At 38.7% G+C, this 15,060-nt stretch carries 18 protein-coding genes; 11 read left to right on the top strand and 7 right to left on the bottom strand.

The features are described 5' to 3' along the window. Positions 1-62 precede the first annotated feature (62 nt). From ABDZ97_RS04165 to ABDZ97_RS04135, 7 genes are all read left to right on the top strand, one after another. The gene (locus ABDZ97_RS04165; protein WP_343785303.1) at positions 63-584 is read left to right on the top strand and encodes a TlpA family protein disulfide reductase; all 522 of its coding nucleotides are present in this window, start codon (positions 63-65) and stop codon (positions 582-584) included. Positions 585-608: 24 nt separating this feature from the next. Continuing rightward, a complete protein-coding gene (locus ABDZ97_RS04160) occupies positions 609-2,282 on the top strand; it encodes a DUF6029 family protein (protein WP_343785302.1) in 1,674 nt (557 codons plus the stop codon). Between the two features lie 10 nt (positions 2,283-2,292). Next, a complete protein-coding gene (locus ABDZ97_RS04155) occupies positions 2,293-3,225 on the top strand; it encodes an Omp28-related outer membrane protein (protein WP_343785301.1) in 933 nt (310 codons plus the stop codon). 239 nt (positions 3,226-3,464) lie between these two features. Then, complete coding sequence (locus ABDZ97_RS04150; protein WP_343785300.1) at positions 3,465-4,085, top strand: peroxiredoxin; 621 nt, start codon at positions 3,465-3,467, stop codon at positions 4,083-4,085. Between the two features lie 12 nt (positions 4,086-4,097). Then, the gene (locus ABDZ97_RS04145; protein ID WP_343785299.1) at positions 4,098-4,412 is read left to right on the top strand and encodes a thioredoxin family protein; all 315 of its coding nucleotides are present in this window, start codon (positions 4,098-4,100) and stop codon (positions 4,410-4,412) included. Then, complete coding sequence (locus tag ABDZ97_RS04140) at positions 4,393-4,647, top strand: DUF6952 family protein (RefSeq protein WP_343785298.1); 255 nt, start codon at positions 4,393-4,395, stop codon at positions 4,645-4,647. Before ABDZ97_RS04145 ends, ABDZ97_RS04140 begins: the two co-directional genes overlap by 20 nt. Before the next feature lie 100 nt (positions 4,648-4,747). Further along, the gene (locus tag ABDZ97_RS04135; RefSeq protein WP_343785297.1) at positions 4,748-5,437 is read left to right on the top strand and encodes a hypothetical protein; all 690 of its coding nucleotides are present in this window, start codon (positions 4,748-4,750) and stop codon (positions 5,435-5,437) included. Between the two features lie 60 nt (positions 5,438-5,497). Here ABDZ97_RS04135 and ABDZ97_RS04130 read toward each other — a convergent pair whose 3' ends face one another. Next, positions 5,498-6,028 (bottom strand): hypothetical protein, encoded by a 531-nt coding sequence (locus ABDZ97_RS04130; protein WP_343785296.1) that lies wholly within the window; start codon positions 6,026-6,028, stop codon positions 5,498-5,500. A gap of 40 nt (positions 6,029-6,068) precedes the next feature. Further along, positions 6,069-7,052, bottom strand: coding sequence for a LuxE/PaaK family acyltransferase (locus tag ABDZ97_RS04125; protein ID WP_343785295.1), 984 nt, complete (start codon positions 7,050-7,052; stop codon positions 6,069-6,071). A 42-nt stretch (positions 7,053-7,094) separates the two neighbouring features. On the opposite strand from ABDZ97_RS04125, the gene ABDZ97_RS04120 reads away from it, so the two are divergent. The 3 genes from ABDZ97_RS04120 (at position 7,095) to ABDZ97_RS04110 (ending at position 9,798) form a co-directional block, all read left to right on the top strand. Next, entirely contained in the window at positions 7,095-7,598 is a 504-nt protein-coding gene (locus ABDZ97_RS04120) for a hypothetical protein (RefSeq protein WP_343785294.1), read from the top strand. Between the two features lie 377 nt (positions 7,599-7,975). Further along, positions 7,976-9,067 (top strand): heparan-alpha-glucosaminide N-acetyltransferase domain-containing protein, encoded by a 1,092-nt coding sequence (locus ABDZ97_RS04115; protein ID WP_343785293.1) that lies wholly within the window; start codon positions 7,976-7,978, stop codon positions 9,065-9,067. Between the two features lie 62 nt (positions 9,068-9,129). Next, a complete protein-coding gene (locus ABDZ97_RS04110) occupies positions 9,130-9,798 on the top strand; it encodes a response regulator transcription factor (RefSeq protein ID WP_343785292.1) in 669 nt (222 codons plus the stop codon). A 104-nt stretch (positions 9,799-9,902) separates the two neighbouring features. Here the strand turns inward: ABDZ97_RS04110 and ABDZ97_RS04105 are convergent, their stop codons facing one another. From ABDZ97_RS04105 to ABDZ97_RS04090, 4 genes are all read right to left on the bottom strand, one after another. Then, positions 9,903-10,919: a hypothetical protein gene (locus ABDZ97_RS04105; RefSeq protein WP_343785291.1), complete on the bottom strand. Its 1,017-nt coding sequence runs from the start codon at positions 10,917-10,919 to the stop codon at positions 9,903-9,905. 79 nt (positions 10,920-10,998) lie between these two features. After that, entirely contained in the window at positions 10,999-11,340 is a 342-nt protein-coding gene (locus tag ABDZ97_RS04100) for a hypothetical protein (protein ID WP_343785290.1), read from the bottom strand. A 63-nt stretch (positions 11,341-11,403) separates the two neighbouring features. Next, complete coding sequence (locus tag ABDZ97_RS04095; protein WP_343785289.1) at positions 11,404-11,736, bottom strand: hypothetical protein; 333 nt, start codon at positions 11,734-11,736, stop codon at positions 11,404-11,406. 103 nt (positions 11,737-11,839) lie between these two features. Continuing rightward, positions 11,840-13,090, bottom strand: a complete 1,251-nt coding sequence (locus tag ABDZ97_RS04090; protein ID WP_343785288.1) for a hypothetical protein — start codon at positions 13,088-13,090, stop codon at positions 11,840-11,842. Between the two features lie 473 nt (positions 13,091-13,563). Here ABDZ97_RS04090 and ABDZ97_RS04085 point away from each other — a divergent pair, with 473 nt between their 5' ends. Next, a complete protein-coding gene (locus tag ABDZ97_RS04085) occupies positions 13,564-14,175 on the top strand; it encodes a LexA family protein (RefSeq protein WP_343785287.1) in 612 nt (203 codons plus the stop codon). Positions 14,176-14,227: 52 nt separating this feature from the next. Here ABDZ97_RS04085 and ABDZ97_RS04080 read toward each other — a convergent pair whose 3' ends face one another. Next, entirely contained in the window at positions 14,228-14,779 is a 552-nt protein-coding gene (locus tag ABDZ97_RS04080; protein ID WP_343785286.1) for a hypothetical protein, read from the bottom strand. Positions 14,780-15,060: the final 281 nt, after the last annotated feature.

Below are 15,060 nucleotides of genomic sequence, written 5' to 3'. Positions count from 1 at the left end.
GCAAATAAAATCGTACTTTTAACACTGGAATACAATTTGCATGTTAACCCAAAAACAGAACTATGAAAAAGATATTCTTAACCAGTATGCTAATCGGTCTTTCATTTATCAGCACCTACGCTCAGGAAGCAGAAGCCGATAATGGAAAGGGCAAAAAAGTTCCTTCCGTTCAACTTGTAGACGTAAACGGGCAACGAATCAATACTGCTGAAATTAACAACGACGGAAAGCCTGTGATCATAAACTTTTGGGCAACATGGTGTTCTCCATGTAAACGTGAATTAAATGCAATCAATGAGGAGTACATTGACTGGCAAGAGGAAACAGGTGTCAGATTAATTGCTGTTTCCGTTGATGACGAACGCACCAAAAATCGTGTTAAACCTTATGTGGATGCATCAGGGTGGGAATACGAAATCTGGATGGATCCTAACGGAGACTTCAAACGCGCAATGGGAGTCAATAATGTTCCGCATACGTTCCTTGTTGATGGAAACGGAAATATCGTTTACACACACAACAATTATTCTCCAGGGGATGAGCACGAATTGTACGAACACGTTAAAAGTCTTGTAAAAGAATAGCGTCAAAGATCAAGTAATCGCCTTATGAAATATAGATATATAACAAGTGTGATCCTCTTTTGCTTCACATTTGGAACGGGTTCTTTTGCCCAAAAATTAGGCTCCGTAAGTGGTAATATAGAGAGTATTTACCAGTATCTGCTTACAGATTCTATTATCGGTGCTACCCAGCCTAAGGAAAAATCACTTATCAATACGTATGCTCTGGTAAACTATAATCTTGCAGGATTTAAAGCCGGAGCCCGCTTCGAGGTGTACTATCCCCGTATTCTGGGATACCCGGATCGTTATGATGGTGCAGGGTTGGGATATCGTTATGTAGGGTACGAAAACAAGTTGCTTAGCGTAACTGTAGGAAATTTTTACGAACAGTTTGGCTCAGGATTGATTTTCCGCTCTTATGAAGACCGAGCTTTAGGTGTTGACAATGCCATGGACGGATTTCATTTGCGACTCACTCCTGTGAAAGGATTAACCATCAAAGGTGTTTATGGGAAACAACGTTTTTCATTTACTGATGGAAAGGTTGTGAAAAGCGCGGGAATTGTCAGAGGATTTGACGGAGAACTGGCCGTAGATCAATTAATAACTAAGTTATCCGATAAACAAATCCGGTTAAAGATTGGTGGGTCATTTGTCAGTAAATATGAATCAGGGACACATCCCGATTATAATATCCCGGCTAACGTCGGAGCCTATGGAGGACGTATTGATTTCGGCTATAAAAACTTTTATCTCAACGGGGAATATGTTATCAAGGAAGCAGACCCCTCTGCTGACAATAACTATATTTTCAATTACGGTAAAGGTATGATTGTTAATCTGGGGTATTCTCAAAAAGGAATCGGAGTTTTACTATCCGCTAAAAGTATTGATAACATGTCATTCCGAAGCGAGCGGAATGCTGCCTTACAGGATCTGACAATCGGCTTTATACCTCCGCTGACCAAAACGCATACGTACAACCTTGTCACCACGTTATATCCTTATGTATCACAACCCCTGGGAGAAGTTGCGTATCAGGCTGATTTCTTCTATAAATTCAAAAGAGGAACAAAACTGGGCGGAAAATACGGGATGGATATTGCCCTGAACTTCTCAACGGCTTTTGCTCCGGAACAAACCCTTAACGGGATTGATCTGAACGATTCCTCACGTGTTGTTTATTCTTCAAGATTATTTCATTCATCATATAAAAGAAGTGATCTCTACTGGCGTGACATAAATGTTGAAGTTAAACGAAAACTATCCAAAAAATGGAGTTTTATTGCATCTTATTATAATATTCACCTCAATAATGATGTTATTAAAATAACAGATGCCAAAGGTATTATCGAATCTCACATCGGAGTGATTGATGTGTTGTATAAAATCAATACGAAACATTCGATACGGGGAGAGTTACAGGGACTCTGGACCAAAGGGAGAAAAGATCGTGGACATTGGGCTACCCTTGTGCTGGAATATACAATATCTCCGGACTGGTTCTTTAGTTTTGTAGGTCAATACAACTACGGACACCCTGATCCTGATCTGAGGGTTCTTTATCCGATCGGAGTAATTGGGAAAATATGGGGTTCAACGCGTTTACAGGTAGCCTATGGTCGCCAGAATGCAGGACTTTTCTGTGTGGGTGGTGTATGTCGTTTCGTGCCGGCTTCCAATGGATTGACCGTAACATTTACGCACAGTTTTTAAATAAAAGAGTATGAAAAAGATTTGTTTTTTTATCCTTGCTCTACCACTTGTCTCAGGGCTTTCTTCCTGTGACAAAGTAGAAAACGCCTATCATCCGGCTATCGCAACTGACCTCGACCCTTCTTATTATCCGGGAGAGTGGTCTGACTACGAGGCAAACGAGTGGCCGGAGTTTACTCCAAACAGTAACACACTACGCAATGTTCTGATAGAAGATTATACAGGTCATACCTGCAACAATTGTCCCAATGCCGCAACAACGGCTCATAATCTTGAAGCAGCCAATCCTACCCGGGTTTTCTCCGTTGGCATTCATGCCGGACCAGGAGGAATGACGGCATTCCAGAATTTTACACCGGGGGCAAGTAAGTATTATACAGATCATACCAATGCCGAAGGTCTCGCCTATGGTCTTACCTTCCAAAACGGTTTTAATTTCTTCGGTAACCCGCAAGGAACAGTAAACAGAGCTATTTATGAAAACAAAATGTTTGATTTGCAAAGCTCCTGGAGTACCCGTACTTCCGAAATTTTAAATGATGCAGACCTCAAGTTTAATATTCAATCTGTTTTTAATTATTATTCTTCTACGAATGGTGGCTACCTGCATATTGAGGTAGAAAAACTAACGCAAGAAAGTATTGAAACCAACCTTGTTGTATATGTTGTTAAAAACGAAGAAACAGACTGGCAAAAAATGCCGGATAATTCTGACAACCCTGATTACTTGCACGAAAACAAACATCTTGGAAGTATTGATGGTCAGGAATGGGGACGTCCTTTGAAAACTGCTGAATTGGGCGCCGGAGAAAAAGTTCTTGAAAACTATTCCTACGGTCTTCCTGAAGGGATAGCTTTTGACAATTTACATTTTCTGATTTATGTGTACGATGTTAACACCTACGAAATTCTTCAGGTTGTCAAACAGGAAATCACCGAATAAATCACTTATTGATAGGATTCTTATAAATGCCCTGTATTGCTACAGGGCATTTTTCTTTTACTCAAACAACAGGATATAGCTTTTTTCAATTGATCTATAAATAAAATTGATACACTCTATACTCCTTTCTTATCTATCTTTGTCCTGAACAATTAAAAGAGCAGAGAATTTAAGCTGTCCATTTGATTGTAATGGTTAAATTAGCTGTAAATAAGTAACACGTAAATAAAAAGTAAATTATGAGTTTTGTAGGAAAAAAATTTCCATCAATTGAAGTAAATGCGATGGACGAAATGGGAGACACATTTAAAGTTGACGTTTTCAAACAAGCGGTTGACAACAAGAAAAAAGTGCTTCTTTTCTGGTATCCGAAAGACTTCACTTTCGTTTGTCCAACTGAGATCCATGCTTTCCAGGAAGCTGCAGCTGAGTTTGAGAAGCGTAACACAATGATTATCGGAGCTTCTTGCGATACTGCAGAAGTACACTTTGCATGGTTGAACACAGCAAAAGACAACGGTGGAATCGAAGGAGTTAAATTTCCTTTGTTAGCTGATTCTACTCGTCAATTGGCAATGGAGCTTGATATCCTTGACTTTGACTTGTTTGATGAGAACGGAAGCGGTGGTGATAACGTAACATACCGTGCTACTTACCTTATTGATGAAGAAGGAACTGTATTCCACGAATCAATTAACCACATGCCGTTAGGAAGAAATGTAAACGAGTACCTACGTTTGGTAGATGCATTCACACACGTTCAGAAAAACGGTGAAGTTTGTCCTGCTAACTGGGAAGAAGGAAAAGAGGCTATGAGCGCAACCCGCGATGGTGTAGCTGATTATTTGAAAACACACTAAGACCTTAAAATTATGTTTACCGAATTAACTGAAGATACGCTGGATCAGGTACTTTCAACAAATAAGAAAGTAATGGTACAGTACGGTGCCGGATGGTGCGGAAATTGTAAAATTACCAAGCCAAAATTCAAAAAGTTGGCCGAATCGCATCCGGATATTGAGTTTGTCTATGTTGACGCAGAAAAGCTGCCCAACTCAAGAAAGTTTGCCGAGGTTTCGAATTTGCCAACATTTGCCGGTTTTATCGACGGTAATCTGGTAAAACAAAACCAAGGTAACAAAGTAGAAATCATTCAAGAAGTAGTCAATGAGGTTGCCAATAATTAAACACATGGTTGAATTCATCGAGCAGAATGATGAAGACTATGTAAATGAAACGATGGAAACACTGGAGTTTCTGATTGATGCACCCGGTATTAAAGACGAGGAACTGGATGTAATCGGCGAGTTGTTGTCCAACTTTTCGGGAGCAGTAGAAGTTCATCGTGAAATTGCCGCAGGAAAGCCGAAAAAAGAAGCTTTAAATGAGTTCATGAAACGTGTAGTTGGCTCTATCGACTAACTATTTCCTGAAAAGATAATGAAAGGCTGTCATGATATTGACGGCCTTTCTTATTTTGAAATCGTTTTGTTTGTAATTTTGATCCAAAATAAAATACTGTATGCGAATTATCGGAATGTTTACGCTACTAACGCTAGTGATTTCATGTACTCCTCAGAAAGAAGATTTTGAAGAGAGTTTCTTTTTCCCTTATTTCTATGCTGTACAAGATGAACCGCTCATCTACGTATACCAGGATAGTCTTAACCCGATGTTCGAAGTATTTGAACGGGTTTTCACAACAGAAGATACGATTAACGGAAAAACAGTTTGGCTTGAACGTTATAATTCGGCATTCCGATTACTGGAAACTTATCAATTCAGTTATGATCGTGACCTAAAGGTGAATAATCATACCGTTAGCAACGGGAAACTTTACATCAGCTCGGAGATCCGGGATTCGATCTTCTTCCCTTTCTTTGGAGATACAGCTCACTTTTCCTCCACTTTCCCATCCATGACAGATAGTATTGTCTTTCACCTGGACAGCAAAAAGTCACTTCAAAAAGAAAAAGGTAATTTCACCTGGAATGATAAACGTCTAGAAACGGTTCAGGTAACCGATTCGATTAAGTATTATGCGGTAGATCTGCGAAACAAAAAGGAGAAAGTTACAGAAACCATTGGTGTTACTACGTATGCCAAAGGTATGGGAAAAGTCCATGTAAAGAGTGCAAATGGTAAAGTGAACTTACGATTGACACGCATTCTTACAGAAGAAGAGTGGAAATTTATAATTACCAAAGAATAAAAAAAGGGAGTATTCCTTTACGGTCTCACTCCCTTTTCGTTTTTACTCTGTTTTATTGTCTTATTTCACTTTCACGCCTTTCACAATACGATCCTGTCGCTGTGTTTCGTGCAGTCGCTTCATCTGCACCAACAAGAAAGCATTCCCGCTGGCTCCCGAAGCTGTATACAACTCATTGGCGTATTGTAGTTCTCCCTTTCCATCCTTCCAGGTAGCATTCAGGAAATATCTACCGCCCGATCCTTCCCGGTATTTGAAGGATAAGTACCTACCTGACCCGGATTCAAACCGAACAAACAGTTCATCATTCGGACCAAATTTTTCGACTACACATTTCGTTCTGGGAGGAATAATGATCCGATCTTCCTTACTTCGGCTACTTTCGACCAGTACCCCTCCTGTTTGCGTTCCTTTCGAACCCGAACTGGAACCTCTGTAAAGAATAATTTCACTGGATGTAAAAAACTGTACTTTTTTGATTGTCTTTTCATCGAGCTCGTATTCATTTTTTATTTTGTTCGTATACGGAACTTTTGTTGCACAGGAAGCTGTCAATACTCCGACCATCATCAAAAACACTATTCTTTTCATCTGTTTCTCTTTTGGATTTGTTAAATACAAATATCGTACCTTAATTATTCACGAGCAAATTACATCCCCTAATATCACTATTGTCAAAACGCCCCATGATCCGGAAGCCTCCCTCAACAATTTTCCCTAAATCCTGTGTATGAATAAATGAACAGCTATATATGTTAGCAAGATCGATTACTGAGATCCCTCCTGTTCGCCCCTGTTCCATCCAGGATAAAGGGTCTTCTGTGTCCCGGATACGAACTTTCATCCACGGAGGTAGCGAAAATACGCCATCTCTGAACGAATAGGCCTGTGACAGTAGTTCCGTCATACCGTATTCAGAAGAGATTGTCTCTACTCCTAATCCTTCACACAACACCCGGTGTAGTTCTTCTTTTATCATTTCCTTGCGGCGTCCTTTCATCCCACCGGTTTCTATAATTCGGACACCTTCCAGATTTATTCGCTTTTCGGCCAGATCCAATAAAGCATAGGATACACCAAACAAAATGACATCTTCTCCCGCTTTTTTTGCCTGTTCGATTACACGCAGTAGTTCCTCATGATTGTACAGAAAAAATCCCGAACGCTCATTTTCAGAAGCCCGGATCAGGTAATCGACCATATATACCAATGAAGAGTTTCCCTGTTCCAGATAGTTGGGTAATAAAGCAAGGATCACTTTCCCCTGAACTTTTCCGAAAAACTGCTCAAAGCAATGCATAAAACTCTCTTCATACAAAGAAAGATCGGTAACATAGTGATGAGACCGGATACTCCCCGTTGTCCCGCTACTCTTAAAGATCAACTCTTCTTTCTTTCCGGAAGTAAGAATCTTTTGCGTCTTAAAAAACTCAATAGGTAAAAAAGGGATTTCTTCCAGCGTTTTCGGATTCGATCTACCCAACTGATCACAAAACTCCTTATATACAGGCACATGGTCATACTGAAAATGAAAGAGATCAAGCGCTATTCGACAAAACTCCTCTTCACTTCTAATCTCCCACAGGTTCTTCCGTATTTCCGAAATATCTTGCATACAATTCATAATGATTATGTAAATTTAGGTATTCGAACGTTTATGATACAAAGATTCAAATATATTCTGCCCGTATTTCTTTTTCTTGTTTTAACCGCTTGCTTTAAAAAAGAGGAGTATCCGGTTGAACCGGTTATTGTTTTTGACCGTTTTACCATAACAGGAGATTCTGCACGTTTGAGTCTTGAATTTACTGACGGGGACGGGAATATCGGTCTGAGGGATGATCAGGTTGCTCCTCCTTACGATCCTGCTTCTTTTTATCACTACAACTTATATATCGAATACTGGGAAAAACAGGATGGAGCTGGGTGGCAACCGGGAAGAACACCTCAGGGAGACACGATTGTATTCAAATACCGCATAAAGCCTTTCACTACGTCAGAGAAAGACGAACCAGTCAAAGGTATACTGGAAGTACTTGTAGAACCGGTCTATTATAATCCATTTTCAACGGACAATGATACCATTAAGTACAAGATCACACTTATTGACAGAGACTTACATTTAAGTAACAAACTGGAAACACAGGAAATAATCAGATAACAAACTGCCTAAAAAGCGAACAAGAGCCTAGACGGGCGTCCAGAGCTCTTGTTCAAATCAACCTAACCTACTACTACTGTGACAAAGATAAGGGCTTTATACGTTCCCTCCAAAGAAATTAACAATTTTTTAGCATTTATTTTTTATAAGAAAACAATTATATACGATTGTTTATCATTTATTTACAGTTTTAATAGACGATATATTTTATTCATCCACACTATTCCCAAATCCATCGAAAACCAGCTTTTTAAAACCCCTAAAAACTACTTTTTTTAGACTCCAGTTTCATCAATAATTCTTGTTCTTTTTTGTTCCAAAAGCAGCTTCCTGATTTTCACTACATTTGTTCATACACTCCGGTAAAATAGAAAAACGTGCAAATTTCTTCTGGTACTGATGACGCTAAGCGGTTCCTGTTCCTCGATCTGTCGAGAGGAATTGCTTTGTTGTTGATGCTTCAGGGACATTTTATCTCTGCAACACTGGATGAAAACAGCGTGTCAGAAACGGATACCTTTCACTACTGGAAAGAGCTGCGCGGGTATACAGCTCCACTTTTCTTTATTGTCTCCGGACTTGTCTTTAATTTCCTTCTTCTAAAAACACAAGCACTTCCGCTGTTTGAAAATCAACGTTTGCGAAAAGGACTCAAGAGAGTGTTCCTGTTATTCATTGCCGGGTATTTGCTTCAGTTCAATTTTGCCAATATTTCCTATTACCTTAATGGGAATCCGGGTGTGCATATTTTTTCCTTTCATGTTTTACAAAGTATCGGAGCCGGGTTATTGTTACTGATTGTTCTTTTCGTTGTCTTTATAAAATTACTTCGGGTTCCGTGGTACATTATTTATCCCTTGACACTTGTTTGCTGGCTTTATCTGAGCGGTGTCGTAAGTACCACTGAAGGCTATATCCCTGCGAACGCTCCGGAGCTTATACAGAATAGCATTAAAGGTCCTAATTCTGTTTTCCCGGTCTTTCCGTGGTCGGCTTATCTGCTTTACGGCGCTTTTTTGGGTGCTCTTTTCAGACAACTCCACACACGCGTTCGTTTTGCACTCATTCCTGTTGTGCTGCTTCCAATACTAGGCATTTTCCTTTTTCTATCCGGAGAATTACTCCAGTATCTTCAGGCGCTGACCGGTCTTCGGGAGATTGTTTATGAATTGTATGCCCTGAAAGTCATGTTTCAGCTTACAGTCGTTATTCTTTTCCTTTTGTACCTGGAAAAAGTCTTGGCTTCTACTCAGACTTTGTTGCTTATTGGTAAGAATACACTCACTATTTATATTCTGCATTCTTTGGTTCTTTACGGTGCTATTACAGGAACCGGAATTATCACTTTTTACCGCAATACTTTAACCGGGTGGCAGGCAATAGTGGGAGCCCTACTATTTATTTCCTTTTTTGCGGTTTTAACTGTTTTGCAGCATAAATCAGAGAAACCCTGGTTAAAACTCAGATAAGCAATATCTCTTACGCCTAATTTAACCGAATGTTGTATCTTTATTTCCAAAAGAAACACTGAATGAATAAGCCTAAGATCTTAATAGTAGACGACGAGCAGGATATCCGTGAGATAGTAAAATACAATCTGGAAAAAGAAGGTTTTGAAGTTGAAACAGCAGAAAACGGTGAAATTGGAATAGAAAAGACGAATTCGTTTCGCCCCGACATCATTTTACTGGATGTGATGATGCCGAATATGGATGGGATTGAAGTTTGTGAACGCATCCGCGCTATTCCTGAGTTACAGGATATACTGATTTGTTTTCTGACAGCCCGGTCTGAAGATTATTCACAGATAGCAGGACTGGAAGCCGGGGCAGATGATTACATCGCCAAACCCCTAAAGCCCAAAGTACTGATCAGCAGGTTGCATGCCATTCTACGCAGAAAATCCTCTAATCAGACAGAAGAAACACAAAACGGGCTTGTAATTGACCGGGAACGATACCTAGTCTTGCTGAACGGAGAAGAATTACAATTACCAAAAAAAGAATTTGAATTACTGGCATTACTCCACTCCAAACCCGGAAAAGTTTTTGAACGGGACTTTATTCTTGAGTCAGTTTGGGGAACTGATATTGTTGTCGGTGACCGAACCATTGATGTTCACATCCGGAAACTTCGCGAAAAAATCGGTGATGAATATATCAAAACGGTTAAGGGAGTTGGTTATAAATTTGAAGAATAAAAAAGGGGTCTGTCCCTTAATTACGCAAGTCTCAAAAAGAACATTCTTAGTTTGGCTTTCGTATAATTAGAATTGACCTCTGAGAGAAATCTTGGAGGTCTTTTTTATTCAGCGTTTTTTTGTAATGAATTGACATAGGTTAGAAATTCCTTTGGAGTAAAAACCATGGTTCCAATGTTCAATTTTTTGTAGACTTCCTTTGCCTTGTAGTGACATTTTTTGTCGAGGGTAATAAAATAATTTGTGTGAGCACCATAAAATGTGTGGTTCGCATCATCAATCATATTGATAAAATGAGAATCTGATTTAAACCCTTTAAAGTCTATTTTCGAATAAAGAGTTGTTATTTCATCATAGCGAGGGTTCTTGCTTGTTTTGGTGCTTGGCGTATGTTTCTCCATCTCAGCCTCAATATCTATTGATTTCATAGACTGTTTGAGTTCCTTTTTATTGATTTCGGTTCCAGGAGGAAGAACTTTAACGAACTCATTGATATTATTCGGATTCATTAAGCGCTTAAGGTCTCTGTAAATATCTGGGTTTTCTTGCATTCTTTGACCAAGTGTAAGCATATCATCCATAAAAGCGCCCATGCTTTTTGTTTCAAATGCCTTGGGATACATTTGTTGAAAGATTGGGTATTCGAACATTTGTTCAAATTCATCAGGTAGCATTACTTCGGATAGTTCAGGAATTTGTGCTTGGAGTTCTTGGAGCTCATTGGTATTGGTCAGTCCGCTTAAATCAGAAATTGTGTCAAACAGACCGCTAAATGATGAGTATTCATTTTCTGATTCTTCGAGTGAACTATTAAAAAACTCAAAAATGTCTCTGGTTTCAACTTTCACATCGACTTCATTCCAATAAAGGCACATGCACAGATTTTTGGTTAAAGCACCAATATGCTCAATATGTCCATTGAGTTGTGATGTATCGCCTGAAGGGCTATTTTCATAAGCTCTAACTAAATCACTTATGTGTGCATTTGAGTAAACTGCCGCTAAAGTTTCATTTTCGATTAACTTATAAATCAATTCTAAAGGCTCTGCCTCTTCCTTGCTGAGCCGCTGTCGTTTTTCTATTCGGTCGAAAACGTTTAAATCTAAATAAATATAATTCATAGGTTAACATTAAACAATGGTAGTTGTAAAATCAAGAGAAAAGCCATAAGTATTAATAGGACACTGGCTTATCTGGCAATCACCTCTGAGAGGTCCATTTTACAGGAACATCTATTTTAAAGTCGACCTTTTGTTCGGAATTGTCAACAATAGGCAATTTCATGTAAGAGTCATAGGCTCTATGTTTAAGGGGAAACTCAACCGCACTTAAGTCGTGGTCATCAGGGGAGATGTAGCTATTAATATGAATTTCTTCAGTCTTCTCAATTCCATCAATCTTTCTTTCAATTTGGAGTGAAAGGTTTACTGGTAGCTTGAATTGTACCGAGTTCATGGAGATAACGCCTCTTATAAGCACCTCCCCAGGTCCAGGGCTGAAGATAATTTCATTATTGTCGGGAGTCAAAAATTCTTTATTCATCTTTTTTGTTTTTTAGAACTAACTATAGATTTCGTGGATGTCAAAGAGGTTAAGACTGAATGCTTAATCCTCGTTACCTTTGTCTGATTGCTCCTCAACCCATTTCAGAACTCTATCCAGCTTTTCTCCAAATTCATTAAACCTGGATTCAAGAGAACTGACCTTTAACTCTAACGAGCTGGTATCTGATTGAACGTTTCCGATGCGTTGAATAAGGCCTGAGTGAACAGTATCCAATAGAGTTTTTACCCCATCAATTTTTAAATGAAGTTGATTAAAGTGTTGCTCATATCTATCAAATCGCTTATCCAAATCTTTAAATCTGTGATTAATTGCTTTACGAAGGTCATCAATAGACTCTGACTCTTCGGGCTTAATTGGTAATATTTTCCCCATGCCTCTTTATTAGATAGTTTTAAAAAAATTAACGGTATCCATTTTCTGGAAATTCAAAAGCCTTAATACCCCACCTTCTGTGCGACCAATTCTTCCCTGGCACCTATGGACGATTAAATAGGTCAAAACTTAAAAATGCTTGTAAAGTCTTTACCTGAGAGAGAATAGTCTTCTGCTTATCTGGAAGTGATTCAAAGAATTCTCCAGATAAATATGTATTTGTTCCTTGAGATAAAATAATGTTTGAGACAAATTGGGAGAATTTGATGGGCTCCATCAGTTTCAATTTACTCAGATAAACTCTTTGTGTCTGTGAAGGCTGCCAGGCTGTAAAAATGAACCAAGTCTTACTTGTCTCCTCTTCTGGGAAGAAAGTCAATACTATTTCTTCATTTTTTGGTGTATAGTAGATAAAGTTGCCAGCTATTTTGTGTATTCCTTCAATAGAAAACGTTTCTGTAAGAAACTCATCATATAACTCTTCGGTCAAACATTTCGTTAACTCATATTTCGTATCCTCCTGGTGCTTTAATACTTCACTGGCATATTCGGTAATTGTATCGAAGGCTTTTGAATGTTCCGAAGATTTCAGAGTTGCCATGTAATTGTCAGCAGTGTCCAACGACGAACTCAGAACCTTTTTGAGCTCTCGCATCTCAATAGGATAATCAGCTTCTTGTGTTGGCAGAAATGAAATGGCATTGATGTATTCAGGAGTATTAGTGTCTATCCCTAAAGCGGAAAACCCTTCCATTTTCTTGAGGTGCTCATTAATAATAGGCTCTGCTTGCTCCCAAGTTAATTCAACATCATCTGGACAATTGTTCACAATTGCCTTTAAATGTGAGATGTGCGGAGTGACCTTATCATCCCAAAGCCTTAGGCTCTCTCCAAGAATATTGGACAGTTTTTCATCTATGAACTGAAACTCACATTTTTCTTTGCACAGTTTATAGGCGTATGCTCTCAACGCATGAAGGAAATTTATCTTGAGAGTATTTTGATAGAGCTTCCTATCAAGTTCTTCAAAAAACTCGGTATCATGTGGACCACAAAATCCTCTAAACGTTGATGCCGAAGCAATATGTCTTTCAATTAGTTTTCGATTTCTTGCCTGAAAAGTGGACATTTTGCCTATTTCATAATCAGGAGAGGATTCATCCTCCAAGACAAATAATTTCTCGGACCTATCCTTGACCAAAGCCCCAAGAACTCTGGATTCTGATATTGAATGAGAGTCAATTGATTTTTGGTCACAATGAGAGCAAAAGCAGAGGTATTCCTTAGCTTGCCTCTTAATTTCATTATGGAGATTCTTCATCTCCGTCAATTTCTTCGCTTGTTCTGAATTCATATTGGAATAGGTCGCTTTCTATAGTACCAAACCAACCCTTCAAAGCACAATCAAAGGAACCACGCTCAAGATGTTGAGCTCGGTTCCTTCGGTTCCATTGTGCAAATCAATGGTGTCTTTGATTAGCATAATCTCAACTTGAATGACATGTTGGAGAGCAGTAAGCGCATCCATCAGCTTTCGAATAGATTTTTTTTGCCGCTGTAACAGCAGGTCTACATGAGGCAAATTCTCCAAGGTAAGTTCTGTTCTCAGAGTTTGGCATGAACGAACACCCAGTTTTATGTACTTCGTGGTCACCGTTTGCTTGTGCGTTTTTGTTGACGTAGTAATAAGCCATTTTTTATATGATTTTGATATTCAGGAATAAAGCTAAAAACAAAGTAGAATAAAAATAGAATATTACTACTTTAGTTATGAACATTCTATTAACAGACTGAGTATTTATACTTAGTATTAACTATATTTGATGCATGAAAGCACTGCATACAAAACAGAGTGAAATCCTCACACTACTGAAAGAAAACAGTGATAACCCACTTACGATTAAAGACCTAAGCACTGCTGCTGGAATTGATTCCCCAGGAGTATTATATCATCACCTTCGTCAGCTTGAGAAAAAGGGGTATTTGAAGCGTAACCCGAATAATTCGAAAGACTATGTTGTCCTCGATAAACCTGAGGCATCTGTCGTATACGTGGGAAAGTATGGGGATGCACAATGTGGTCCTGAGGGCATTTTGCTCGATGAGTCACCAGAAGAATATATTCCAATTGCATCAAGTCTTCTTCGATTCCCTGCATCCGAAGCTTTTATTGTAGATGCGAAAGGAGATTCAATGGAGCCGAAAATTTATGAAGGTGACGTGGTAATAGCGAAGCGACAGAATAGTGCTGAAAATAACGACCTCGTGGTTTGTTCTTATAATGAAAGGGTAATGATAAAGAAACTCATCTTGGGAGCAAGTGGAGTGGGGCTCTACTCATTGAATTCTCAGAAGCACCCAATAATTTCTATTGATAGTAGCGAATCCTTTTTTATTGCAGGAGTAGTAAAGAATATTTTGAGCTACAACTTGAGATAGTTCCTCTGTTCGACCCTGTGTTCCGTAGGAATTCCGAACACTCAATTATGACTCAATGAGAATCTACTGGTTGTTGATGAGTACTATCTTCTACAGAACTTGAAGGAGCGCTCATTGAGTCTGTTTCATTCGGAGTTTTAGGTGGTTCAGTGTATTGTGGGTGATTACCCTTAATGAACCAGACTCCAGCTACGATTAAGGCAAACGCAAAGGCTCCTGACATACTCTGTAGTACACCTCGGCCGAAAGTTTTCCACTTATTTTCAGGTTTCAGTGGCTCGATGATTTCAGCAAGAATATTTTGCTGATTCCTTCGTATATCTTCTTCGACATTTTGAAGTGCCTCACCTAACACGCCTCCAGTAAATTCCTGCAAGATACCTTCTGCTCTAACTTTTAGATTTTCAATTGAAACATCTCCAAGTGACATTCTATGAAAATCTTCGAGAACCTTATCAGTAGGGGGCTTGCTGTTTTCCTTTTTGTAATTTTCAATGTATTCAAGCTTTTGCCTCTTATACAAAGAATAAGCGATGTGACCTACTAAATCAGTATCACTATCAACAAGTTTATGGTAAATTACATTATACTTTTTTTGAGCCATGACCTTTTAGGGCTCCTTTGTAAATTTCATTGATTTCCTCTCTTGAGAAAACCTTTGAATAGGAGACGTTACCTCGATTTACTACGATATTAATCCCTGTTGAAGAATTTGAACGTGTATGTTTAATTCCTCTTGAGGAGATTTTCGAATTTACATTTCTTATAATATCTCTGGTAATTGCCATAATTCTTGATGTTACTAATAAATATAGTGAATTTTTATTTATCGTTCAATAGAGAATACTTTGTGATGAATCATTTAATTTACCATTATTTGCCACG

This window comes from Wandonia haliotis (assembly GCF_039523435.1).
In the GTDB taxonomy this organism is placed as follows: domain Bacteria; phylum Bacteroidota; class Bacteroidia; order Flavobacteriales_D; family Crocinitomicaceae; genus Wandonia; species Wandonia haliotis.
Note: the sequence above shows the minus strand (reverse complement) of the source record. Positions and strands in the feature narration are given on the sequence as shown.

What these genes read in the sequence shown, in the direction of transcription:
- ABDZ97_RS04165 (WP_343785303.1), top strand. Translation starts at nt 63, where the DNA reads ATGAAAAAGATATTCTTAACCAGTATGCTAATCGGTCTTTCATTTATC.
- ABDZ97_RS04160 (WP_343785302.1), top strand. Translation starts at nt 609, where the DNA reads ATGAAATATAGATATATAACAAGTGTGATCCTCTTTTGCTTCACATTT.
- ABDZ97_RS04155 (WP_343785301.1), top strand. Translation starts at nt 2,293, where the DNA reads ATGAAAAAGATTTGTTTTTTTATCCTTGCTCTACCACTTGTCTCAGGG.
- ABDZ97_RS04150 (WP_343785300.1), top strand. Translation starts at nt 3,465, where the DNA reads ATGAGTTTTGTAGGAAAAAAATTTCCATCAATTGAAGTAAATGCGATG.
- ABDZ97_RS04145 (WP_343785299.1), top strand. Translation starts at nt 4,098, where the DNA reads ATGTTTACCGAATTAACTGAAGATACGCTGGATCAGGTACTTTCAACA.
- ABDZ97_RS04140 (WP_343785298.1), top strand. Translation starts at nt 4,393, where the DNA reads ATGAGGTTGCCAATAATTAAACACATGGTTGAATTCATCGAGCAGAAT.
- ABDZ97_RS04135 (WP_343785297.1), top strand. Translation starts at nt 4,748, where the DNA reads ATGCGAATTATCGGAATGTTTACGCTACTAACGCTAGTGATTTCATGT.
- ABDZ97_RS04130 (WP_343785296.1), bottom strand. Translation starts at nt 6,028, where the DNA reads ATGAAAAGAATAGTGTTTTTGATGATGGTCGGAGTATTGACAGCTTCC.
- ABDZ97_RS04125 (WP_343785295.1), bottom strand. Translation starts at nt 7,052, where the DNA reads ATGCAAGATATTTCGGAAATACGGAAGAACCTGTGGGAGATTAGAAGT.
- ABDZ97_RS04120 (WP_343785294.1), top strand. Translation starts at nt 7,095, where the DNA reads ATGATACAAAGATTCAAATATATTCTGCCCGTATTTCTTTTTCTTGTT.
- ABDZ97_RS04110 (WP_343785292.1), top strand. Translation starts at nt 9,130, where the DNA reads ATGAATAAGCCTAAGATCTTAATAGTAGACGACGAGCAGGATATCCGT.
- ABDZ97_RS04105 (WP_343785291.1), bottom strand. Translation starts at nt 10,919, where the DNA reads ATGAATTATATTTATTTAGATTTAAACGTTTTCGACCGAATAGAAAAA.
- ABDZ97_RS04100 (WP_343785290.1), bottom strand. Translation starts at nt 11,340, where the DNA reads ATGAATAAAGAATTTTTGACTCCCGACAATAATGAAATTATCTTCAGC.
- ABDZ97_RS04095 (WP_343785289.1), bottom strand. Translation starts at nt 11,736, where the DNA reads ATGGGGAAAATATTACCAATTAAGCCCGAAGAGTCAGAGTCTATTGAT.
- ABDZ97_RS04090 (WP_343785288.1), bottom strand. Translation starts at nt 13,090, where the DNA reads ATGAATTCAGAACAAGCGAAGAAATTGACGGAGATGAAGAATCTCCAT.
- ABDZ97_RS04085 (WP_343785287.1), top strand. Translation starts at nt 13,564, where the DNA reads ATGAAAGCACTGCATACAAAACAGAGTGAAATCCTCACACTACTGAAA.
- ABDZ97_RS04080 (WP_343785286.1), bottom strand. Translation starts at nt 14,779, where the DNA reads ATGGCTCAAAAAAAGTATAATGTAATTTACCATAAACTTGTTGATAGT.